This is a genomic window from Phaeodactylibacter xiamenensis (genome assembly GCF_965229835.1).
Taxonomy (GTDB): Bacteria; Bacteroidota; Bacteroidia; order Chitinophagales; family Saprospiraceae; genus Phaeodactylibacter; species Phaeodactylibacter xiamenensis.
This window is the reverse complement of the sequence record NZ_OZ245931.1, coordinates 1-24514: the sequence shown is the minus strand read 5'-3', so window position 1 is coordinate 24514 and position 24514 is coordinate 1. Positions and strand designations below refer to the sequence as shown.

The following is a 24514-nucleotide window of genomic DNA, read 5'->3' as shown; positions in this document are numbered from 1 at the left end:
AGTGCATCCGGGGCAAAAACGGGAATATGCTGGTTGATTTTGATGGCACCAAAGTAGTGCGGCAATTACGAAAATTAAACAAAGATAGAAATGAAGCTAAATACTAAAAAATATGACTACTCATCAGCTTTAGCCATCGCCGAGCGCGTAAAAGCCGCTTTGGAGCCCCACTGCGAACGCATAGCCATAGCTGGGAGCATCCGCCGCCAGCGCCCCCAGGTGAGCGACATCGAGATCGTTGCCATCCCCAAGCCTTACCAGACCGGCTTGTTTGCCAGCGGCATCGCCACCGTGGTGAATGAATGGCAGAAAGTCAAAGGCGAGCTCCCTTGCAAGTACACCCAGCGTATTTTGCCGGAAGGCATCAAACTTGACCTGTTCTTCGCAGAGCCGGGCAACTGGGGCTACATCATGGCTATTCGTACCGGTAGTGCCGCCTTTAGCAAGATACTGGCACAAAGCTGGAAACAGCGAGGCTACAAAGGTGAAGACGGCTATCTAACGCACAAGGGCCGGCGCATCAACATTAAAACGGAGGAAGACCTCTTTTGCTATGCGGGCGTGAAGTATGTCGAACCGGAAAAACGAGAGCTATGATCAAGGAAGTCAAAATGTACACCTTAGCCTGCGACCGCTGCGAAGCAGAAGCTTTTGCAGGCGATGAAGTGACCGCATGGAGTCAGATGGACCATGCCTGGGAAATGGCCCAAAACAACAACTGGGAGAAGATCAACGGCAAGCACTACTGCCCGGACTGCTATTATGTGGGCGATGATGATGAGTTGGAGGTCAAATCGGACTACAACCTATTCGAACTGATCGCCCTACCCGTCCGTAGTGTGGGCCGTGACTTCAAAAACCCTCTGATTATAGTCGATGACAACGGTTGGACACATTCTTGGGCTAAGGATGGTTCTTATGAAGGCGGGGTAGAACCTAAAATGCCACTAGAAAAATATTCATTAAGAAGAGGGGACTTTGTTGTTGTGGAATGGGTACACAAAAATAGCACCCACTTTTTAACTCTAGGGAAAAAATACCAAGTAGAGGATGTTTATATAAATGATTATGGTTATACCCGTCACTTCTGGATTGTTGATGACAACGGGAAAACTAGAAAATATAAGACTTGGAACAGCCAGTTTCGGGTTGCTACAATTAAAGATTTGAACTGATATGATTACCCACAAAAGCTCCTTTGGCGCTGCCCCTTTCCACATCAAATTCAAGTGGAGGAAAGCAGATTGGTATTTATTCCCACAAGGTTGGGGAACATATAACTGTCTTAAAGGCAATGCCAAAGTCACCCACGTACTAACCAAATATCGGCTATCCTGGCTATTCATGGACATTATCATCACCACGGCTACTTTGCCGAAAAGAGAACGAGTATGATTATTGAATTTGAAGGGTATCATATCAATATTGAACATATTGTAATGGTGACTGCGGTTTCCCATAGCACTTTCGAGTCAGCACTGTATTTCAAGCACCTCTATTTTGAACTACACTGCATAGGAAAGACGACTGTTTTTGAAGCATGGATACAGAGGTCTGATGATTATGAAAAAGAGGTTGAGCATTTTCTGGAAAGGCGAGAAAAGCTACTTCGCCTCTGGAAGCAAGAATTACAACGTCAAGAGAAAACCCACCTGTCATGACCCGAACCAATAAAATGCTCCAATTCATCGAAGAGCTGAGCGAAGGACTTGTAATCGTCGTAGAAGAAGCCAGCCCCTTCCTGGAACTTGCCGGTAAATACTATGACTTACTGGAAGCTCAGAAGCAGATCGAGCAGCAGATCAATATTTTGTGCGTGAAGCACTTCACCCTTGGGCTCACCTATATGGAGTGGCGGAGGCTGGAAGCACTTTCGTAAAGCCAGACAAACTACAACTATGGTTTTAACTCGATTAGGCAATAAAAAGGGCATCGCGGATAAACTCTACCAATACTTCCCGCCCCATAAGCTGAGGATTACGCCTTTTTTTGGCGCAGGGGGAGCATTCTTCTATACCCCCAGGGCAAAGTACAACGTCATCAATGACTTGGATGATGATGTAACCAATCTGTACCTGGTTATCTCTACCCAAACTGAAGAATTGATTGATGCCGTGACCACTATGCCAATCTCTTCTTCTTTGCTCAGGCACTGGCAGGACAACATCCCAGCAGACCCAGTCCTAAAAGCGGCTAGGTTTCTGTTGATTTCCAATTTTAGCTACCTCGGAAAAGGCAACACCATCAAATACGGCGTAGGCAATGAAAAAGAAAACCTGATCCCCCGAATTAAAGAGACATACCTAAGCCTGGGCGACACCCGGATAATGAATGTCGACTTCCGGGAAGTGATACCAAAGATCAGCTTCTACCCTACCGTGGTAAAGCGCGAAGAGTCATTTATATACATGGACCCGGTTTATCTGGACACCTGCCACTTCTACCGGGTGCCAAAATGGACGGAGCAAGACACCTACGATTGCTTTGAGATTATGAGGACTGAAGGCATCCCCGCTGCCATGAGTGAGTTTGACCACCCGTTCATCCTTGACCAGGCGAAAAGGTGCCGGTTTCACATTATCCCTATCAAGCGCCGCCGGAATATCAATAATGACCGGAATGAGATTTTGGTGACCAATTATAGGCCACAGGCGCTGTTGTTTTAAAATCTAGTTGAGAACAGACGAAAATGAAAGATGTAAAGATTGCGGTTGGAGGCAGTGGAGCCTTAGCTACGCTATGGTCTAAGCCATCAGCACCATCAGCTTGATACTGATTTTTCCAGTAATAGTGCGTTGCAGGATACACATCATACTTCGCCAAAGTTACTTTGACCCCATAAGCTTTAGCTTCATCCAGAATCTCCAGCTTCTCCTTTTTGCTGAAATTTCCGGTTCCCGTTTGCTTGATTTTCCATACCTAAATCTCTAAAAAAGTTTTTAGACTTTTGTCAGAGTATTTAGGGGGCTGAAACAAGCCGCACCTGCATTAGGCGTTTCGCGATTTTACGGCAGCCAGCTGCTTTGGCAACAGATGCCAGTCCTTCGTATACTTGCTCTGCCGCCGCCGGCAAAACCACTTCGCAGACTTGGTCGTGGAGTGCGCTAAGCTGGGCCGACAGCTCCGACTCAAAACCATGAAGGTCGCAGTCACACAGCTGCTTTTGCCAATTTTCTATCCGGCTGATTACGGTTTGCTCAAAGAACTTCTGTATTTTTGATCCAGTAGTGAGGTCTGTCATTTTTTTTGATTAAGCACCTTAAAGATGCTAAATCCTCACTACTTTTTATACTCCTACTCACAGGGACAAATTACAACTGCGCCCTGCACCAAGTTGCCAGATAAAGATAGCATGAAGGGGTTTGATTGGACACTTGAAGATTAAGAAGTCTTCAAAATTGAAAAAGGTGTACTTAACCAATGGCTACATGTCATGCCGGTAAAAATCTTCGAAAAGAAAATGGAGGTTAAAACCCGCGCAGGCAGCAAAAGCCAGGCTGCGCCAAGATCGCCTTTTGCTGCCTGCGCTAGCATTTGAAAATTAGGACGAAAATGGTAAATTTAGAGTCCGGCACGTCACGTAGCTGTGCCGTTGGGCGAAACAGAAAATAATCATCGACAAAATAAAATGTAGTGAACGATATAGGATCATTTTGGAATAAATGGGATTTACATTTCCACACTCCTTCATCATATGATTATGAAGACAAAAGTGTTACGAATGAAGTAATCGTAGATTCACTATTGTCTCAAGGCGTTAGAGTAATTGGCATAACAGATCATCACTTAATTGATGTTAAAAGGATAAAAGAATTACAAAATATAGCTGCGGATAGATTAACTGTATTGCCAGGAATAGAGTTTTTAGCGGACTTAAGGGGTAAGGATCCAATACACTTTATTGGCCTATTTTCAGAATCATGTGATTTGCAATTTATTTGGGAGCAAATAAAAAACAGAACGTCAATCAGTAAAATATATGGAGAAGGAAAAAAAGAAAATGAAGTTTACTGTGATCTTGTCGAAACATTTACGATAATAAAAGAGCTAGGTGGGATTATTACAATCCATGCAGGTTCTAAGAGTAATACAGTAGAAAATCTAACACATTCGTTACCCCACGGTGCTGCTCAAAAAACAGATATTGCTCATAATGTTAATGTTTATGAATTAGGAAAGGAGGCTGACCAAGAAGGCTATATTACTGGAGTCTTTCCTGTAATCAGAAAGATTCTTCCTATGATTATATGTAGTGACAACCATAACGTGTTAAATTATTCAGTAAAACAAAATTTATGGATAAAAGCTGAACCTACATTTGAAGGCTTGAAGCAGATAATTTACGAGCCGACTACTAGAGTCAAGATTGCTAAAAATCGACCAAGTACTCCTTTAAGGAGAATTGATAAAGTAAATTTCACTTTTGAAGAGGGGACAAGAATAGTTCATCAGGATGACGATGAAAGATCAAGCACGCTATTTTGTTTTGGCAAAAACTATGAAATCAAATTTAGCCCTTATTTCACTTGCATAGTTGGAGGTAGGGGATCAGGGAAAAGTACTATTCTAAGTTTAATTGCAGAAAAGGTTGGTATTCCTACTACTTTTTTCAAAGTTAATACTTTAGTTGAAGCAGATGATACCGAGATCGAAATATCTGATAAAGTAGAACTTGAGGGCACAACCGAGATTGAGTACATAAGTCAGAATCAAGTTGAAAAATATGCTAATAGTGAAGAATTAACAGATGCAGTTTATGATCGGATCAAAAACTTACATTTTGACGAGATTTTAGCGTATGAACAATTAACTACTACGTTGTTAGAAACCGTATCCCGTCAAATTGATTACTTATTACATGAAAAAACGGTTTCTGATAGATTGATTGAGATTGATCGACAGTTAGTGGAGTTTAAAAAAATAGTAGATCACTATAGTAGTCAAACATACAAAAGCCTTACAGATAGAATTAAAAAACTTTCGGATCAGAAGCAGTCTATACTAATATCAAAAGGTAGATATCAAGAATTAAGGCAAAAGTTAATTGACCTGGAAAACCAATACGAAATAGAAGAAAATGCCAAAAATGAGTATGAAGTTGAAATAGGGAGAATACTACAGGCTTTGAATGAGCTTACATCAGAGAAATCTTTTGTCTCTAGTGACACAAGTATTATATCATTAGATAAGCAAATCAGTGAGAATAAATCGGCTTTAGATGAGTATATGAAGTCTCAGGGGGTCTCAGAAGAAGACGTAGATGAATACGAAAGAGCATTAGAACGAATCCCTGTTCTGAATGCAGAAAAACAAGTCGCACAACAAAATTTAGAAGAAACTAGAAAAAAAATTGTTGATTCTTCACTGAGGATTGAGGAAATAAGTAGTAATAAAAATAATTTTGAGAATTACATCGAAGAAGCTCTTACACCTTTAAATGATCAATTAAAAAACATTGATGTAAATGTAGCGGATATAAAATTTGAATATAGGTTTAACGCATCTAAAGCTAAGGAAAAAGTCCATAATGATTTTGAGCTTCAATTCAATCAATTTAGACCTAGTGAATACGGTACAAGACGAAATGCTGTTAAAGATTATTTATTTTGTATTTCACCTTGGGAAGTAGATGACTACGATGAATACCTTCAAGCATTGGAACGTCATGGTTCTAACGCAAATGCAAAAGGCTTTATTCGGATGATTTTTGAGGAAAAAACAAATTTTGAAATTTATAAGCTCATAATCAAATCTAGGAACAACAACATCCTTGAACATAAATCAATAATTGGATTCTATGATAACAAGGAGTTCCGAAAATGTTCGTTTGGTCAAAGATGTACTGCTGTAATTGTCGCACTTTTGATGTTTGGAAATAAGCCGATTATTATTGACGAACCAGAAGCGCATCTTGATAGTAAACTCATAGCTGAATATTTGATTAATTTGATTAAAGAGAGAAAAAAGATGCGACAAATAATTTTCGCTACCCACAATGCAAATTTCGTTATAAATGGAGATGCAGAATTAATCCATTGCTTGGAAATAGACAGTTCAAATTTGTCAAATATTTATCCAACAACCATAGAAAATCTATCCTTTAGAGATAGGCTATTGGCTCTAGAAGGAGGAGAAGAAGCATTCCTCTTAAGAGATCGTAAGCTGCTTAAAGAGATATAAATTCGCAGAACAAAGGCTATGATACCAAGCCTCCTTGTAGGCTTACGAAAAAAAAACCGTTACCGTAGGCAAGGATAAAAGGAAAAAGAATATCTTCAAGCTCAAAGTGCCCAGGTATTTACTTTCGGGTAACTTGAGTCCTGAGGGAGCATCTTGCTTTGTGGGGCTTCGGCTCGATGCCGAATTCAGGCAAGCCGGATAGACAGAAGAGTACAAACAAGTGGTAAAAGGGCCCGCTACCACACAACCTTCGGTACAACTCTCACCGTTGGTCGCATCTCGCTGATGCAAAGGCAAGGGCTTTGCTCATTTATTCAATAACCGGTCTGTAGAAAGTCCGAATGATAGGGGGGCAAACCACATCAGTCGATTTAGAAAAAGAATGTCAAGTTAGATCATATGGTCATTAGTGATTTAGAAACCACCCCTATAAATCGAGGAGAATTGACTTCTCAGATAAGATATAAGCAAAAAGCTTTCGCAGAATCCAGGAGTGATAAGGAGAGTAAAGTGTTGGGCCAATACTTTACGGATGGACCAATCGCTGACTTTATGAGTTCTCTGATCGATGTAGAGTCTTTGGATCCAAAAGATGTAAAATTGTTGGATTGTGGGGCTGGATACGGGATGTTGACCGCTACTACAGCTTTACACTTGTTAGAAAACGGTATAGAAAGACTTGAAGCTACTCTTTACGAAATAGACGAAAAGGTAATTGATAGCTTAACCGAAGTTCTTGAAGAGGTAAAATCAGCTTTTTCCAGAAAGGGTAGAGTCTTCAATTACGAAGTGATCAATGATGATTTTGTCGTTGAAAGACCTGATTTAAAAAGTGTGAAGAGGTTTGATGTAGCTGTAATCAATCCTCCATATTTTAAATACTCGGCAAAGACATCAGTTTACGCAAAAAAAACAGCTGATTTATTCAAGGGTGACCCTAACATTTACGCCTCTTTCATCGCCATCACCCTTGCTACGATGGCAGATAATGGTCAAGTAGTTGTAATTTCTCCACGTAGTTTTTTGAATGGACTTTACTTTAAGGGCTTCAGAAAGTATTTGCTTAGCCATTCAAGACTAGACCATATCCATATTTTCAAGTCCAGGAATAAGGTTTTTTTGGACTCTGACATACTGCAGGAGAACATCATTTTCAAGCTCGTTAAGTCCAAAGATTCCTTCTCAGAAGTTATAATTTCAAGCTCGAATACCATTGCAGAATTGCAATATGCGAAGGTCAATTCTTACCCCAAAAACATCATCATCGATAATAGTAATAACGAGGGGTTTATTCGGATACCAGAATCTGAGAAAGATTTTGAGATCTTGCAAAAAGCTGAAAATTTTCCCTCAAACTTTTCGAAAGAGGGATACTTCGTATCTACTGGACCGGTTGTTGAGCATAGGACAAAGGAATTTTTGAATAAAGTGCACTTTCAGAAAGATCAGGTACCACTGATTAGGGCTCATAATGTACTGACTGATGGGATTTATTGGGATGGACGGCACAAAAAAGATCTGTCTTTTGATTTAAAGGAGACCTTTGAAAAGCACTTGGTATCCAATAAAAGGTTTCTAATCCTAAAAAGATTTACATCCAAAGATGAGCATAGGCGACTTGTTGGCGGCGTTTATGAGCCTATTGAAAACCTGGATTTCATCGCTATTACCAATAAGCTCAACTACATAGGCCGAAAAGGATCTGATCTGCCAAAAATAGAGGCGTTAGGCCTTTGTGTCTTATTCAACTCAGCATTCTACGACCATTACTATAGATGTATCTCGGGCAATACCCAAGTAAACGCCACAGATGTAAGATTGATGAAAACGCCAACCAGGGAGCAGATTATTCAGCTCGGTGAAAAAGCAGCGACTTATGGTGTCCTTAGTTACGAAAATATAGAACACATAATTGAAGATGTGCTAAATGTCTAATTTAAAAGAAATCAAGCTTGAAGAGGCGAAAGAGATTCTCAGAGCGCTTCAGCTTCCTTCGAAGCAAACTAATGATCGGTCCGGTTGGGTTTTTCTTGCATTGGCCAATATAAAGCCAGAAGATAATTGGAATGATGCCGAGGCTCCGCTGCTTCCAACCTACTTAATCATGGAATTCATTCGTACTCACTACGGAGTGGATTATAAACCGAATAGCCGTGAAACAATTAGAAGGCAAACATTGCACCAATTTGAACAGGCAAGGCTCATTGATAGAAATCGAGATGACCCAAAACGCCCGACAAATAGCAAGAATAACAACTACTCTCTGAATGAGCCAATCCTCGAAATCCTAAGAGTATTTCCGCAAGGTGATTGGTCGACAAAGGTCAAAGATTTTTTGCAAAAACACCCAAGCTTAAAAGAGGAGTATAGAAAAAAGCGTGATTTAGCTAAGATCCCGATCAAGCTTCCAGATGGTAAGGAGTTTTCTTTGTCACCAGGAAAGCACAACCAACTACATGCTGATATTATCCATGAATTCTGCCCAAGATTTATCGGTGAAGGAGGAGTGATTCTTTACGTAGGAGATACCGCAAGCAGCAGGCATGGTGAAGGAGGAAAACTTCTACACCTTGAATCTGAGCAGCTTCGAGATTTGGGCGTTCCTCCCATGTCTCATGATAAACTCCCTGATGTAGTTGCGTATGACAGAAAAAACAACTGGCTGTTTTTGATCGAAGCCGTTACCAGTCATGGTCCGGTATCTCCAAAGCGTTGGAAAGAACTAGAGGAAGCCTTAAAAGATTCTAAGGCTGGAAGAGTATATGTTACAGCCTTTCCCAGCAGGAAGGAGTTTAAAAGGCATCTTACAGATATTGCATGGGAAACGGAAGTATGGATTGCCGACAATCCTGATCATATGATTCATTTCAATGGGGATAAATTTTTGGGGCCGCATTGATAAAATAAATTCGAAATAATGCCCTTCTTTTACATGGAAAATAAGTAAGCGTACGAGTAATGTAACTGCCCCTCAATTGCTCAGACTTGATTACAGATCAAAACTGTAATTTTGATCATGGAGATTCAGCCTGCCTTATTTTTTACGGAAGCCGATTTAAGTACCCTCATTTCTTTAGACCACGACAGCCAAGTCCTTAGTTGAAATTCTACTACATTGGTTTTAAAGAATATGCAATAAACACTCCCACCAAGAAAACGAATAGAATAAGAGGTAAGTAGATGTATTTTTCAAACTGAGGCCTCTCTTTAGCTAATCTTCTCCTTATAAATTCGAGTATTAAAATCCCCATCATTATCAATGAAAAAGGTCCTGCTAAAAACTCTGTATCAGCACGCCTCATTCCATGCCGCATTGGAAATGGAGATGAAGTATCATAATATTCAATATTATTAACTATCTCAAAAAATACGTAACACAACGCACAGACAATAGCGGATTCAATTATCGCCCTTAGAATTTTCATAGATCTGGATTATTTGGCTCTCTGTAAACTTTGATTTCTTCATAACAGCTTAAAGTTAGTGAATTATCAAACTGCCTTACTTCTACGCTAGTCTATAAATCAATCCAACAAAATAGCCTTCTGCATCAGCATCTGATTATTCTGATAAAACGGTACATCCGTATTACCAAGCACCGTCGGCGGAATATTGGACAGCTCACTGAGATTGTCCATGGGCACAATGACGCTCTTGGCCCCGTTTTCCGATAGCATGGTCACTTTGTCCGCAAAATTGGTGACCCGCTCAATGGCTCCACCAACCGAAATGTTGCCGAGTACAGCAAGCCCTGCCTTGAGGTTCTTTTTATACAGCGCGGAAACGATAGCGATATAAACCGCTGATCCAATACCTGAAGATGCTGCTGATCCCAGAAGATTGGTTACTTGTATGGTGATGTCGTAGTTCTTTAGGGAGTGCCGGTCACTCAGGATTGTCGTTTCGTTGGCTTTGATGTACTGATAGGTATTTTTGATATTTTCTTTAACAGCGTTATTGCTTACTCCTGAAATATTGAGCTTACCAGAACCGGCAATCGCTACTGTTTCTATCCTCACTAGCGCAAAGTTCTCACCATCACTGGTACTGGTGTAGCAGACGCCGGGTGGAAGGGGCGTATTCTCGATCAGGTGTGAGCCCTTCTCCTCCGGAAGCCCTACGAAGTGCTCCTCCTGGCTTTCTTTATCGATGTATGAAAAGTTGGTGTCCCAGAACTCCATGCCGCCGATGCGCTTGAGCTGCTCCTTAACGCGGCGACGCATTTCAAGGGCGATTTCGAGATACTCTTTGACATCTTCCTTGGTATAATTGCCGTCCGGGTGCAGTAGCTTAATGAAGCCTGACACAATCTTTTTCACCGGCTTGGTATCCCTTTGCTTAAGGTGGGATCCGAGCGAGTAGAACTCTTCCAGGGCATTGGTGTAGGTCACCCGCCGGAGTGATTTCAGGACTTCAGAAAAATAGTCCGTGCTGAAACCAAAGGACTTCGTGAAATGCTTGGGCGCAAACTTGATCATTTCCCAACCAGGCAGATAAAAGTGGATACGGTCCAAAAAGGCGGTATCGGAATTTACCTCATCCGAGAGCGGACTAAACAAGTGAGACGTTTGGAGAACAGTCTCTACGGGTTGATTAATGTTTCCGTTAAAAATGATGGAAGCTACACCAGTGATTTCACCACCTGCTCCGGCACGGGAGAAAGAACCGGATTCCATATAGTCTTTCATCAACGGGATGGCATCGCGCTCTTTGAATATCTTGTCGGTAGCTTCGTCGAAACAGATGGCATCCCACTGGCCTACGGCTCCCACCTTACCGGTAGAACCGTGCACAAAGAGTTTGGCAACTGTCCCCTGACCACCTGAGATCAATACGGCGTAAGGAGTAAGTTCTTTATACACGAAAGACTTACCGGTGGACCGTGGGCCTAATTCAATGAAGTTGAAATTGCTTTCCACCATCGGCAGCAGCCTCGACAAAAGCAGCATTTTCAAACGATGCGAAATACCTTCTGCACCAGGCTCGTAACCACAACTACGGAGCAGGACATTAAGCCATTCCTCTTTATTAAACTCCTTTCTTTTATTGACAATTTTGCTGTTATCAAATGTAGAAAGCTGGATCGGCTTGATATCCGTAATGACGAATGGAAATATATTCTGCCCGATCTTAATGTTAGGGTCATACTCAATGTCAATAATAGCCCAGATACCTCCCATCAGCATTTTCTCATGCTGCTTGACTAAATCATCACTGATATTACCATTCTTGATATTGCTATTCTGAAGGCTTGCCCAGTAGATGTCTTTTTTGGAATCTAACTGTACCGATATTTTATCGATAATCTTATAGCGGCCCTTTTCCCGTATCTTAGAGTGTACGAGAGCACTTTCTTCAGGGTTCACGTAATGCAGGCTAAGTACCTTTCTTACATTTTCCATACCGATCCGGATCTTCTCTTCGTCATCGGTTGAGCAGGAGTTCGCAATCAGGTACTCCAATACGAATACCGGCACATTGGCACCTACCTTGACGGAGCGTACGAGGTCTTTTTTGACGACGTATCCGCGAAAGTGTTCCAGCAATTTATGATCTAAATCATTCAGTACAGCCATATTCTTTCCTTTGGTATTCAATTAAAGCAGCCCTCCCAGATCCCGGTCTTTGTTCTGTTTTATTACAGCACGGTCTAGTTGCTGCTTGCTGGTAGCATCTAACAGCTGGACTTCCATTTCGGGATGTCCATCGAAGGAGTAATCCTTTGCGATGGCCTGTTCCTTAGATAGGGTAAAAATATCACTTTTATTAACCTGTTCCTTGTCAGCAAAAAAGACCAGGTAAACGGCACGCTGCTCCGAGAATAAATCCCCGCTTCCCTTACCTGCTTGTATTTTGATAGAAAATAGTTCCCCGGTTACGTTCTTCAGGTCTTCCTTGTCTTTAATGTGGACGGGAAGCTTGTTGGCTCCATTATCCTTTCGTTCCCAACAGAAGAATGGCGTCACCACCTCTTGCGGCGTTAGTCCCCCGTGAGAAAAGCCATACCGCCCGGGTGTTTTGAACGGATGGATGTTGCGGGCAAAATAGAGGTAGTTGAAATCCTTGTACCCTTTCTCCACTTCGATCAAGGAAGACGTTAGACCTGCCTGTTTATCCTGAGTGCGGATATAACGCTCAGCCTTATGGTGGGCCCCTGAAAGAGATACAGAAATCTTATCTGCCTCACTAAGGAGACCGGTCAGTACAAACCCATGATCCGTGATCAGATAGACTTTACTGTATCCAGTAGATAGTAACAGGAAAATTTTATCAGCAAAAAAATCGATCGTCTCCTTGAAGTACTTCAGCGCTTTCTGCTGGAGCTTTTCTCCCATATCATCGATGTCTTTGTAAGTGCAGACGAGCACCTGCCCGGATCGGGCTTCCTGATTTACCTCATCCAATCGGATGAAATCGATGGAAACATCTGGATTTTGCTCCTCCAGATATTTTTCTCGTTTCTGCTGGACCTTCTCCGTGATGCCATTATCCATGTAGATACGGCTCATGTTGTTTTCTGTCTCGGAGGGGATATCGGCGAGGATAACGGACTTGGTTGGGCTAAAACCTCCTTTGACCTTTTGGGCAACTTGCTCGGCAATCTCGTAGGCTACCCCATCGCCTACAATAATGGCAGTCTTAACGTTGCTTTCATTGATGATCCGTTGCAAGGTGCCGGTTTGGTTCTCTTCGTATCCGTTCCAATGCTTAAACCACTTATCCAGAAAGACCGTTAAGTGCTCCTTGTACAGTTCCTGGAATGGCTCCAGCAGCGACTTCTTGTTCAGAAATTCGGCGTAAAGGTTTCTGATGGCCGTATCGAGCTGGCAGAAATGGTGGGTGTAGAAATCCACGCATTCCTGGAAGGAACTCAGGTAAGCAATATCCTTGGAGTCAAATTCCAGCAGCGAAATGACATCGCCCCAAAAGCTGATTCCAAGCGCCCTGGCAGGTTTGCTTTGTTTGCGTTCCCGCAACTTTGCCAACATATTGGGCCCGGAGGCTCTGTCAGATAAATTCTTACCAATTTCGGCCAGCCACAGCTCATCTACTTGCCGGAAAGGATGATCCATGCTCACCTTCCAGATATCGAGATTGGCCGGTAAGGAGTAGCTGTCCAGATACCCCTGGAAGGAATCCAGGTAGGAAACAGAATCCAGCCAGCTCTGGTACACTGCATCCAGGGTCTTATGGCTCTTGCCTATCGCTAAACCATCAAGCATGGTATTCACGACTTCGCCTGCGAGGGTTTTGGCGGGCTTTTTCACGTATTGTTGCCCTAACAGCTCGTTGACCTTCCTGTAAAAGGTTTCCCGGAGCTGGGCATCGTACTTTTCTTTTTCGTAGGCCCGGGGGTCGTGGACAAACGGCAAAAGCTCTTTTTCCAGATCAAAAATCTCCGTTGCGCCTTTATGGCTGAGATCCATCCAGTAGGTGCGATCCTTTCCGATGCTCACTTTGGCCGCAGCGATGAGCTCCTCTTTGGGCAGATTGATATTTAGGTTTAGCGTCTGATGGACTTTATCTTTGATATAATTCTGGAGGTAGCGGATTTCCAGACAGCCATTGGTCTCACAGTATTCCCGGATAAACTTCAGTTCCTCCTTTTTAGAGGTGGTGTAGATCAGGAACTTTTCACCAGTAGGTTGTGCCTTCTCGATGAGATACTTGACATGCAGCTCTTCCAGCTCCGAATTGGCATGGTAAATGGTAAACGCGTTTTCAACGGTTTTTAGCAGAAATGCTGCATCACCGGACTCATCCACAAATACCGCTACCGGGTGGGTATCGTGGATATCTTGCAAGTCTTTTTTAAACCAGGTATCAATCATAATTACCAATCTGCATTTAAGTATTTCTTAAGCTGCCCCGCATTAAGCACCTCATAAGGGATCATTTTCTTCTTTTGCAGCGGCGCGATGTTTTTACCGACACCATCATCCAGCACCGGATCGTAGCCTTCCGCCAGCAGCTCATCGATCTTTTGCTTGAAGGTTTCGATCTCCTTGAGCTGCCGGAAGATGCGGTCTTTTTCGTTCTGCGCTTCGGCGCTATCATTATTGGCCAGATCGCTTTGGCGGTTCACCAGGGCGCGTTCCCGTTGCTCGATGTAGACGGACCGCAGCCGCAGTAAATTATCCCGGCTCCACTTGTAGATAATGAGATAGCAATCAAAGCCCTGCTCCGGGCCGCTAGAAAGATGCCAGATAAAGGGAGTCTTGGGCAAATACATGAAAAGGTTGAGATGATCCGAAAGCTCTGCAAAGAAATATTTGTTCAGATACTCGTGGATCGGACGTCCCAGTACACTGTCAAAACTGGAGTATTGCGCGGAGCTAAAGCCTTTCTCGTAGAACTTGTCTTCAATGCGATCCAGTAGGATCTTTTCCCCGGCATTGGGCACCAATGGAATGATGCCATCCTCATCTTCCATGAGGATCTCCCGCACCATATCCACCAGAAACTCCATGGCCACGGTATGCATCCGTTGCTTTGGGATCACCCTGCTCTGCTTAAACCAATACCAGATATTAATGGGATTGACCTGGTGGCGGATGCAAAATTCTTCGAGGTCATTGTTGCTTTGGTAGAGGGATGGAAAACCACTTTCGATGGTTTCCTGCTCTTCAGCGGTGAAAGATTTGGTTGGAAGTGATTCAATATAGTCCCGAATATGATCTAAAGGAAATGCTGCGGTGGCTTCTGTTTCTTCCAGATATGCAGTTCTTGCCTCAGCAAGTACAGGTAGGCTCCCGATGCTTTTACCTTCTTTGGCCAGCACCATTGCCTTATCGTGTGCGGTTAGGTCGTAGACCTTGAAGATCTTTTCATCGATGATGGCCTCGTTGATGAGAACCTGGGTCAGCAGGTAGTTCTCAAAGTTGAAATATCTTTTAATATTTACTTTGCCATCTTTATACTTTGCATTTGCAAAGGGAGTATTAAAATGACTTCTGTTAATTATAGTGTAGCTGTCGCAGGAATTAACAATATCAATATTAATTCGAGACAGCTTTCCGATTAAGTTTATTTCTTCACAAGAATAAAAAACATAAGGCACCCTTTTTAGATCACCTACAGTGGTGTTAACAGTTGGATTAAGACAATCTAAAATATTCGAAGCAAGTTTTGAATTCAGATAACCTTGCAAGTATTCTATTTGATCTTTACTTTGTGTTTTTGGAAATAAACTTCGCGAACCAGTATCAAAAATTGAGCCTTCTGGAAGAAACCTAAAACTATTGCCTTTTGAACCAGCTCCAGTAAAAGTTATCCCTTTTTTGAAGTAATGATCAGAATTATTTAATGCGCTCCTTTTATCGCTAGCCAACTCTTGACCATTGTTTCTGAATTTCACGACAGTCCATAAGTTGCCAGCATGTTTTTTGAACGGTCCTCCTTTAGCATAAGGTATCCACTCATCTTTCAAAATGACGTTGTCAAAATCAGGTGTCAATTCATACCAAAAACGTAAATACTTGAAATTATTTCCAGTTTTTAGCCCTTCCGCTACATCAAAAACATTATCAATATTCTGCTCTCCAAACTTTTCCCGAAACTCATCCGAAATCCAATAAATAAACGGCCAGGATTTGATGATTTTGAGTTTGGATTGTTCCAACGTATACACACGATCATTGGAAACACCTGATATGTAATGCTCCAGAGCCTCAAGGAATTTACCTTTTTTAAATTTTTCCTGAAGATTAGTCGTTAAATTGAAATAAACACCTTGCTCATCATTTTGCCCCTTGCTCAATATATAGAATGTGGCATCAAGTAGAATTCCTGGGCCAAACAAATTTACCCGGTCTAGTCCTAAGTCGACCATAAAATCGATATGGCACTTCTCGATCATAAACTTCCGGACATCCTCAAAGGTCTTGATAAACATAAATGTATGAGGATGAATCATCGCTATTTTGCCATTAGTCCCGGTTAGTTCGTAACACCTTTTAATAAAGGTCGCGTAAAGATTGGAATGAAACTTATAGGGCTTTTTGTAATTGTCTCCGATGAAGGTTTTCAGCTCCGGTCCAAAGTCCGCACTATCCGTATAAGGCGGGTTGGCCGTTGCCACATCGTATTTAAGAGTTAGCAGGCGCAGGAAAGTAATGGCATCACGGGTTTTATTGCTCAAGAAGGAGTTCCCCGTATCCTGGGCGTACATGGCCACGGCTTTTTGCAGGGCGAGGAAAAAGTTCTCCCGGAATATTTCAAAGTCGGCTATGTCTTTTTCGGCAAACATGTCCATCTGTGTCCGGCGGAAACGGCCCACCAGATTTTCCAGCCGGGCCGCTACTTTTTCGCCCACCCTTATCAGGGAACCAAAGCGATAAGCCTGCTGTAAGTCGGACCAGATGTTCTCTACCAGCTCGCGTTGCTCCTCGGATAAAGGGCGTTCCGCGGTGTCAAAGATGTCCTTCACTGCTTCGTAGTCGGGCAGGAAGAAATCAGAAGAGACTACATTGAAGGCCAGCGCTCCAATATTCCGGCGCTTCTTTCTGGCTTTGATATACAAGCCCAGCTGAGCGAGCTGTACGGCACGGTCATCCAGGTCAATGCCATGCAGGTTATGCTCGATGATCAGCCTGGGAACCTCCTTTTCATCGTAACTGGCTCCATAGTTTTCGATCTGATCCTGATAGAGGGCATAGAAGAAATCAAATCCGTACAGGATGAAATTGCCCGAACCACTTGCCGGGTCAATCATTTTGATCTCGTGGAGGGGCTTGGGCTCTCGCACTCTGGTCTTCGGCGCATTTGCGATCTTATACTGTTGCCCGATCTCTGAATCCGGGTACATTTCCAGATATAGCTTGCCCAATGAGTTTTCTACAAGAAACTGGACTACCCAGCGCGGTGTATATGTACATGACTGAATATGTATTCGATCATACTCGTACTTAATTTTTCGAACTTTTAAGTCCTCTTTGATTTCTTCTTTTCGCTTTGCATTATAAGCCTCATACATCCAGCCCAGCACATCATCGCTTTGCCAGATATCAGGGCCTACCTGCGGGTCTTTTTCCACAGCATTGAAGGCATCAATAATTTCATTCAGGCTGATGGTATCGGGCAGTAAAGCGTAGGGATAGTCCCTGCTGAACAGCGGGAGCGTTGTGCCCAGCTCATCGAAGGTGTGTATGATATACTTTCTGATCCCTTCCAGCTCCTCAGAGCGCATATCCGGATTGGCCTCCAGCCAGGCTTTATGCCCGAAGGAGCGGTCCCCGTGCTCCGTTTGTTTGGTGAGCACTGGGGGGAAGAAAGCTGCGGCTTCCATCACCTTTACGGAAGCGAGCCGGTTGAATAGAGTAAACGTGAGTTCTTCGATCAGCTTTTCACGGGCTTCCTCGTAGCCCCCTACCTCCCCGATATGGCTTTGCAGGATTTCTTCAAAGCGCAGCCGTTTAGGACGGATCTCCTCCGGAAGCTTTTCTATCTCCAGCTTCTTGCGCTCTCCCAGCCCCAAACGGGCAAATTCCTTGTCAAAGGTGTTCTCTATTCGCGTACGGAGCTGGTCTACGTGTTCTGGTAGTTTCATGGGGTGTTCTGCAATTAGTTCGTTTCAATATCCAATTCAATCTCGTCGTCCGGCTTGGTACCAGTCAGAGCCATTAGCTGCTCTTTAAGAATAGCCTTATATTCCTTTACCGTCATAACCCTTTGCGCTACTTTCAGTTTGACCTTCATTGGTGGCCTGGGCGCAAGGGGTTGGGAATCTGTCACCTCTTCGGCTGATTCGGGAGGGGCTTCCTTAACAAAGCTCGTTGTAGTGAATACCAGATCGTTTTCCCGGGTTGGAGCCAATGCGGTGTAGTTCAGGATATCTGATAAGGAGTATCCGCATTTACTGCAATTAATGGAGTACTCCAGCTCGGGATCCTGAATAATGCGGTCTGTGCAATAGCGCTTCAATTTGTTCAGGTTGCGGCTTTGGGACATGTTCAGCTCGGCGGGGTAGGTTTCCAGTTCTTTCATAGCTGCATCCACCTTGGTATTTAGCCGCTCGTATGCCTGGTTCATAGCAAAAGCTGCATTTTTCATGAGCTTAAAGTATCCGTCTTTTACAATCTGCACCTGCTCCCTGAGGGCACCAAAATTTTTAACCATGTCCTCCTTATACAGCCGCTGAAATTCTTCATGTGCATCCGAAACTTTAATGTCTTTTCGATCTGCTTTCTCTAGTTCTGCCTCTACTGCCTCCACAAAAGCCTTGAATGCTCCGGCTTTAGAGAAGTTTTTCTTGATAAACTTCTGTGTTTTTAAAATCGTCTGAATAGCTCCTGAGAACTGATCTTGATTTTCAAGCAGGTACTCTACTTTATCGATATAGTTGTTTTCGGTAACCTTGCCTGCGAATCCCGCCAGGGTCTGTTTTTGTTCGGCTACCTTCGGGAACAGCCGTTCAAAGTGATCAACGGTATCCTTCAGGGTCGTTAGCGCACCTATAAAGTGCTCTGCTGTATGCCGAATACCATCGGCCAGGTCGAAGTCGTTCGTGTTCCAATCGACTTTCCGGTTGGTATGGTCCTCAACATCCAGATCAAGCAAGATCTGAACGGCCTGATTTTTCTGTGTAGCTGAAAGTGTGGCAGTGATCAGCTTGAATGATGCCGACTTGAACTTTGTGGCATTTTTGAAAGCATCATGAACGCCTTTTTGCTCATGAGAAAACCATGTTTCCCCGTTATACTTAACAGAAAGCCGTCCACTGCGCAGGAGAACGGCAAGTGTGGAGACCAGGGTTCCAAAGGAATATCCCCATGGGGCGCCTGAAAGTTCTTCCTCCAGGGAACGGCCATCGGCGTACCGGCTTTTGATCTTCGTGCCGATCTCTTCCACTACCTTGAGATGGTCACCGATGAAATTGCCATGAGTATCAAAAAACTTAAAATCATCGGCAGTAAAAAGCTTACTCAACGCTTCTTTCCGATTACTAAATATTTTAGTCACCAATGCTTCTGACAAGCCTGAAGAAAGCCGCTTTGTGTAAATGTTCCTGACCAGCTTGCGCTGTACCTCACTGATTGTGCCTTTAAAGGTATCTGGGTTAAGGAGATGCTCATCGTACATGTAGATGATTGAGCAATTCTTGTAGGCATTCTCTATCTCGACCCTCAGGTCTTTTTCCTTCTCTTCCCGGATCAGAGAAAAGTCCCTGATGATTTGGCGTTTGGCAGGATCAGATTCGTTGGCATACTTTTCTTCCATATAGGCATATTGTCTGACCTCGCCGATGAGCTTATCAATCTTATTGAATGCCTTGTTTTCAGGGACCAGTGTAATCAGGTTCTTGTCGAACTGGGTTTCGAGCTTCAGGTTTTCAATGAAGTCCTGCCGGTTTTCACTGATGCTGAACAAGCTGTAAACGGTCAATTTGAGTTGTTTATCTCCGGAGCTCGTAAGCTCATCACCCTGGTCGGAGAGCACGCTGAATTTAAAGTTGTCCGTACCGTCATTGAAGGTCGCTACCGAGGTGAAGATTTTGTAATTTTTGATGTAGTTGGTCAATGCCCGCTTCTTCATGTAAAGCTCCACATCGAACTCTTTCATCTCCTCCAGCAGTTTGCCTTCCAGGTCAGAGGTTATCTTGTAATTGTTGTTAGAAAGCAGGAGTACTTTTGCCTCCAGTAAAGAGGCAAGGGCTTCCTCTATCGCAGGTTTTATGTTGTAGTAGGTGGCAATATCAGGAATATAGCTCTTCGTAATATTTTCAACCGTAGGCGATACTACTTCTGATTCCGTTAGCAGATGAATGGTCTTTAAGAGGCGCTCACCATCAATCTCACTATCCTTTAGTATTTTTCTGGCAGAGTCGTATTTGTTGACCAGGCCAACGGGAGGAGCGGTTTGAGCCTCTGTACAAATAGAATATCCCGTCACAAAGGAATGGAGCTCTTTATCCCGCATTTGCTTCCGCAATACATCAAATGCGGTTATTATCATCCCCCTGGCAGCAATTTGGGTGGCTACCAAAGCATTAGAACTAAACAGGAATTTTTGCAGAATATCAAACTGGTACCTATGGAATGGGTAGTAAGTGGCAAATTCGTTTGGATCTTCAGTCTTTGTAGGGAAAGAGGACTTTAAATTGGTAGCATCAGCAACAAGGCCATCGTTGTCTTGATAGTAGGAAGTAAGCTGGCCGTACCCCTCTTTTGTTTTTTGGAGCAAACGGCTGCGGATGATCACATCGACCTCCGTAGACTCCAGATGGATCTTGGTTTTAAACCGGTCTGTGACTTTGGTGAGCTGGCTTTTGCTAACGTTCGCATTATTGATCACATCGTCCAGCTTCTCTTGGGCAATGGCGATGGTCCAAACCTTATTGCTGATGCTGGACAGGGCCTCACTGATCCCTTCCAAATCCAAAAGTGTGAACTTTTTCTGGCTGATCGCCTCACTGGCTTCATCGAACACAAAGACCAGGGTTTCGTCCGGGATGGCTTTGATGTACTTTTCCAACTCCTCTTTGAATTTACTCGCTGAGAAGTTGTCTATCGCGGCGCTGTAAACCTTGTAGGTGTGTTCATAGTCAGCTGAGGTGTACCCCATCTCGGAAAAAACCTTCCGCATGAGCCTTGCGACCAGGCGATTGCTTTTTTTCGCTTCGTCCCAATCGGTACCATCAATAGCACGGACAATATTTTTCACTTCCGTGAGCTTCCCTTCGATAAACAGGTCAAACTCCATGTATCCATAAATGTCGTCCCTGAATCCGAGATTTTTAAGCAAGTTGACAAACAAGGTGAATGCCAGACCTTTATCTGTATTTTGCTTTGCTACATCCAAGAAAACGACTCTGCTGTTGATAGCATCTAAATTCCGAATTGCATTTTCGATAATGCTTTCATCATTAACCCCTCTTAATCTGGGTATAAACCGTTCTCTGGCGGGCGTACCATTGATTGTTGGATTTTGGATGATGTATCCAAGCATCTTGCCAAAGTAAGACTTCCCTGATCCATAGAATCCGGAAAGCCAAACTCCCGTTTCCTTGATATTGGACGTAAACTGATTGGTAAAGTTATAGAGATGGCGGCCGATACCATCAGTTACAATATAGGATTCAATTTCATGCTGGATTTCAAGTTCTGACCGGTCCTCGAGGTCGATCACGTTCTTAATATCTTCCTCCAGGTTCAGTGTAAGTATTTCGTGAATTTTAGTCATCTGCCAATCTTATTTAACAACTGTGCACCTGTAATTTGATGCCGGTTTGAAGTTCAAAAAGTAAGGGGCGCCATCTACTATTTTTGAGGGATAGAAGATCACCAATGGATGCTTCAGAGACATCACCTGTCTGTGTTCCATAATGTTGACATTCTCAATACCGGTGCCCAAAAGGCAACCTGTCCTGACAAGAAAGGGCAGTTTTTCATCGGCACTCGCTTTTACGATGGCTTGAATGATCATATCGAAAAGATCCACGGCAGGGTCATCCGACCTGAAAACCTTGTGCGGCGTATCCTGAAAGTCTTTGTAATACTCTGCAAAATCCTCCCATCCATCCTGGTCAATGTAAGCGACCAGAAGCTTGCTGATGTCAATAAACTCAGCTTTATTTGAGAATAGTTCTTTTGCCTTCTGAAGATATAGGCTTTCCTCTTCCGGAGGATAGGAGAAAAGAATACTATTCCCTCCATTTGCTGTCCGTCGAATCTGATCCTGATTTTCGATTTGAAAAGTCAGGTCGTTAAACTTCTGTTGATGATCACTTATATAAGACATCACAAATTTCTTTAAACCCATGTTTCAGTTCAATGCCCAGGGAGACACCATTATAATTCATATCAAACAACCCTTTTAAGGAGAGTTTTTTAAGCTTACTCTGAAGATCTTCTTCGGGTATGAAACTTAGCGGAAGAAACTCATTCGCAAGCAGGTTTTTTGTTTTTGGAGCGTACACCTGTGCAAAGTAGAGAAAAAGCACCAGGACCTCGGAAGATGGCTTGATGTAATTAAAGCCTTTATTTCTCCCTGAGCCGACAAAACCAAGTTTGCTCATCAAGTTTAAATACTTTGTGGAGATTGTGCTTATGGTCTTCTCCGACCAGCCTGGCCCTTCTATGCTCTTACCAACAATGAACTCTTTTACATACGCGATGATATCTTCTTTTGATACACTTACACGTCCGGAATAGTAAATTTCGACAAAAACATTCGCTGTCAGCTCCCTAAACAGTCTGTTATTCAGCGCAAACTGCCATAACAGTATCATTTCTTTATCCTTTAGAGGAATATGATCTCGAAAGATTTCCTGGATAAATGCTTCATGGCCCGAATCTCTAAAGGTTAAAAATTCTTTTCCCACGGCCCTTACAACTCGATCTCTACTTCTTTCTGTCCGAAGGTTAAACTCATTACGTGTTTTTACCAGCTCACTAAGTGAGTCAGACTGGTTAAAATGAGCTTTTATCGCTTTAAAAATGACAGTTGCATCCTTTAGCCCGCCGATTACATTGATCGCTGTGTTATATTGATTGGAATGTTCTATGCCCTCAATTTCTGTCATTAATCACGTTTTTCTTTCTGGAATGATCCATTAAACCTCCAAATCGTTTTGTCATCCACAAACTTCCATTTTCCCCTTACCCTTTAGCCACAAAATAATTATGCTACTGAATTTACTTTGGGCTGGGGTACCAGCTAAATGGTGAATAGCCAAAAAACCTCCTACGACTCCCCCACCAACCTATACATCCCCTCCAGCTCCAAATCTTCACCCCACCACCGGACAAGGTCGTATTCTTCACCAGGCTCCTTATCCGCCCGCATATTCAGATAGTCAGCGTAAAGCTTTTCGGCTTTCTTATACAGTCTCGGCTCTTTGATCTCTCCGGTCATATCAAGACCGAACAGGTCCCGGAACAGAAATAGCTGAGTAAAGGACAGCGTGATGTTAGCATCACGGACGAACCTGGGCGAGTACACCTTTGCCGACTCCGTATTCGCGCCTTCTACTGCTTCCTGATTGAGCTTCAGTAAGCTTAGGAACTGAATCGGGCGAAGTGCCGGATAGCGCTCATACAACCGCTGCTCGATGAAAAGATCGATTGGCGCATTGTATATCTGTGAGTTGATACCGTGGAACAGCATATCCAGGAAACCGTCAATCCGACTTTCGTCAAAGCCTGCTTTTGCCAGGCGTTTTTGAGCAGCCCCTGTACGGCTACGGAAAAGCTGAACCTCTTTATTCTGCGCGAGAAATAGCTGGTTTTCGTCAATTGCCCGAGCCTCCATAATCAATTCCAGGTGTATCAGCTCATGCATGATCAGGTGAGCTACAGCAGTATACTTTGGCTTGTATAGCACACGGTGAATATCCCGTTTTTTGTATTCTGCTACCTCCAGTTTAGCAGCAGTAGGGATATTGTCGCTTGGTTCTATCTCGATCAGCCTGCCTGTGGCATTTTCCAGTTCTTGATGCAGGCTATGGTACAGCTCTTCAGCTGTGACCGTTTCTGCATAGTAGGATGCCGCTTCGATCATCAACCCTCTAAGCGGACGTATAAGCGTGCGGAACTGATCGTTATTTCCCGCTGAGGACATTGCCCGGCAGCAGTAATCAAAGCATTCAGCGTAATCTGCGGTTTTAAAGCTGGTTAACGCAAGCCCGTAAAGCGCAAAGGGAAAGTTTGGCTCCGCTTCCAATGCACGCTTGAAGAAGACAGCTCCCTGTTCGAGCTGACCGCTTTTTGAGAGTACGCCACCGATATTGTTAAGGGCAAGGTAGTTGTCCGGCTCCAGCTCCATGACTTTATCGAAGAAGACCTGGGCAGTCTCCAGGTCACCTTTACCTTCGGCGTACAGATTCCCCATTACGATCAGCGATTCCGTATGGTTAGGGTCCCACTTTAAGGCATCGATCAGGTAGTTCATAGCGCCTTCCTTGTCGCCTTCCTCAGCCAGGCACTGACCGTAAACGCGGAATAACTCAGCGTTCTGTGTGCCTTCATCAAGGAGTGGCTTGATCAGCGCTTTGGCGCGGTCATACGAACCCTTAGCAGCCAGTTTCAGCGCATCCTGGTAGACTTTATTGACCTTTGTGACCTTCTGCTCGTCTAAGGAAATTTGAACGATCTCGTCCTCTATTTTCACCTCTGGCGTATAACCACCACGGCTGTAGGCATTGGGCAGGTACTGAGCCAGGCGGCTATCGTCCTGCCAGTCGTCGTCCTTTAAGCCGGGAAAGAGCTGCCCCAGGAAAGCGTCCTTTTTGAGGTTAATCTGCATATAGCGGGTTCGAGTTGGTCAGGGGTGAAGATAGGATGTTTGGGGGAAAGTTGGAAGCGGAGGGGATGTATTCGTTGCTTAAAACCTGCGG

17 protein-coding genes are annotated in these 24514 nt (G+C 43.5%); 8 read left to right on the top strand and 9 right to left on the bottom strand.

Translation table 11 applies throughout. The annotated features are described in order from the left end of the window. The first annotated feature begins 90 nt into the window (after positions 1 to 90). The 5 genes from ACO08I_RS00085 to ACO08I_RS00065 all read left to right on the top strand — a co-directional run bounded on the left by ACO08I_RS00085 (position 91) and on the right by ACO08I_RS00065 (position 2666). Positions 91 to 597: a hypothetical protein gene (locus tag ACO08I_RS00085; protein ID WP_421948087.1), complete on the top strand. Its 507-nt coding sequence runs from the start codon at positions 91 to 93 to the stop codon at positions 595 to 597. Then, a complete protein-coding gene (locus tag ACO08I_RS00080) occupies positions 594 to 1175 on the top strand; it encodes a hypothetical protein (protein ID WP_421948086.1) in 582 nt (193 codons plus the stop codon). Before ACO08I_RS00085 ends, ACO08I_RS00080 begins: the two co-directional genes overlap by 4 nt. Before the next feature lie 216 nt (positions 1176 to 1391). Beyond that, a complete protein-coding gene (locus ACO08I_RS00075; protein ID WP_421948085.1) occupies positions 1392 to 1661 on the top strand; it encodes a hypothetical protein in 270 nt (89 codons plus the stop codon). Next, complete coding sequence (locus tag ACO08I_RS00070; protein WP_421948084.1) at positions 1658 to 1879, top strand: hypothetical protein; 222 nt, start codon at positions 1658 to 1660, stop codon at positions 1877 to 1879. Before ACO08I_RS00075 ends, ACO08I_RS00070 begins: the two co-directional genes overlap by 4 nt. A 19-nt stretch (positions 1880 to 1898) precedes the next feature. Then, complete coding sequence (locus ACO08I_RS00065; RefSeq protein ID WP_421948083.1) at positions 1899 to 2666, top strand: DNA adenine methylase; 768 nt, start codon at positions 1899 to 1901, stop codon at positions 2664 to 2666. Positions 2667 to 2959: 293 nt separating this feature from the next. On the opposite strand, the gene ACO08I_RS00060 is transcribed toward ACO08I_RS00065, so the two are convergent. Further along, entirely contained in the window at positions 2960 to 3241 is a 282-nt protein-coding gene (locus tag ACO08I_RS00060) for a hypothetical protein (protein ID WP_421948082.1), read from the bottom strand. 392 nt (positions 3242 to 3633) lie between these two features. On the opposite strand from ACO08I_RS00060, the gene ACO08I_RS00055 reads away from it, so the two are divergent. From ACO08I_RS00055 to ACO08I_RS00045, 3 genes are all read left to right on the top strand, one after another. Continuing rightward, a complete protein-coding gene (locus tag ACO08I_RS00055) occupies positions 3634 to 6180 on the top strand; it encodes a TrlF family AAA-like ATPase (protein WP_421948081.1) in 2547 nt (848 codons plus the stop codon). Between the two features lie 444 nt (positions 6181 to 6624). Next, positions 6625 to 8115 carry an Eco57I restriction-modification methylase domain-containing protein gene (locus tag ACO08I_RS00050; RefSeq protein WP_421948080.1) on the top strand — a complete coding sequence of 497 codons (1491 nt, stop codon included), beginning with the start codon at positions 6625 to 6627 and terminating at the stop codon, positions 8113 to 8115. Beyond that, the gene (locus tag ACO08I_RS00045; protein WP_421948079.1) at positions 8108 to 9079 is read left to right on the top strand and encodes a BsuBI/PstI family type II restriction endonuclease; all 972 of its coding nucleotides are present in this window, start codon (positions 8108 to 8110) and stop codon (positions 9077 to 9079) included. The genes ACO08I_RS00050 and ACO08I_RS00045 overlap by 8 nt, the downstream gene beginning before the upstream one ends. A gap of 211 nt (positions 9080 to 9290) precedes the next feature. On the opposite strand, the gene ACO08I_RS00040 is transcribed toward ACO08I_RS00045, so the two are convergent. The 8 genes from ACO08I_RS00040 to ACO08I_RS00005 all read right to left on the bottom strand — a co-directional run bounded on the left by ACO08I_RS00040 (position 9291) and on the right by ACO08I_RS00005 (position 24423). Continuing rightward, positions 9291 to 9605 carry a hypothetical protein gene (locus ACO08I_RS00040; protein ID WP_421948078.1) on the bottom strand — a complete coding sequence of 105 codons (315 nt, stop codon included), beginning with the start codon at positions 9603 to 9605 and terminating at the stop codon, positions 9291 to 9293. A gap of 99 nt (positions 9606 to 9704) precedes the next feature. Further along, the gene (brxL, locus tag ACO08I_RS00035; RefSeq protein WP_421948077.1) at positions 9705 to 11756 is read right to left on the bottom strand and encodes a protease Lon-related BREX system protein BrxL; all 2052 of its coding nucleotides are present in this window, start codon (positions 11754 to 11756) and stop codon (positions 9705 to 9707) included. Between the two features lie 21 nt (positions 11757 to 11777). Beyond that, positions 11778 to 14012 (bottom strand): PglZ domain-containing protein, encoded by a 2235-nt coding sequence (locus ACO08I_RS00030; RefSeq protein ID WP_421948076.1) that lies wholly within the window; start codon positions 14010 to 14012, stop codon positions 11778 to 11780. 2 nt (positions 14013 to 14014) lie between these two features. Beyond that, entirely contained in the window at positions 14015 to 17728 is a 3714-nt protein-coding gene (gene pglX / locus ACO08I_RS00025) for a BREX-1 system adenine-specific DNA-methyltransferase PglX (protein ID WP_421948075.1), read from the bottom strand. A 14-nt stretch (positions 17729 to 17742) separates the two neighbouring features. Continuing rightward, the gene (gene brxC / locus ACO08I_RS00020) at positions 17743 to 21360 is read right to left on the bottom strand and encodes a BREX system P-loop protein BrxC (RefSeq protein WP_421948074.1); all 3618 of its coding nucleotides are present in this window, start codon (positions 21358 to 21360) and stop codon (positions 17743 to 17745) included. 9 nt (positions 21361 to 21369) lie between these two features. After that, the gene (locus tag ACO08I_RS00015) at positions 21370 to 21918 is read right to left on the bottom strand and encodes a hypothetical protein (RefSeq protein ID WP_421949743.1); all 549 of its coding nucleotides are present in this window, start codon (positions 21916 to 21918) and stop codon (positions 21370 to 21372) included. Beyond that, positions 21902 to 22702: a BrxA family protein gene (locus tag ACO08I_RS00010; RefSeq protein WP_421948073.1), complete on the bottom strand. Its 801-nt coding sequence runs from the start codon at positions 22700 to 22702 to the stop codon at positions 21902 to 21904. Before ACO08I_RS00010 ends, ACO08I_RS00015 begins: the two co-directional genes overlap by 17 nt. A 161-nt stretch (positions 22703 to 22863) precedes the next feature. Next, the gene (locus ACO08I_RS00005; protein WP_421948072.1) at positions 22864 to 24423 is read right to left on the bottom strand and encodes a tetratricopeptide repeat protein; all 1560 of its coding nucleotides are present in this window, start codon (positions 24421 to 24423) and stop codon (positions 22864 to 22866) included. Positions 24424 to 24514 lie beyond the last annotated feature (91 nt).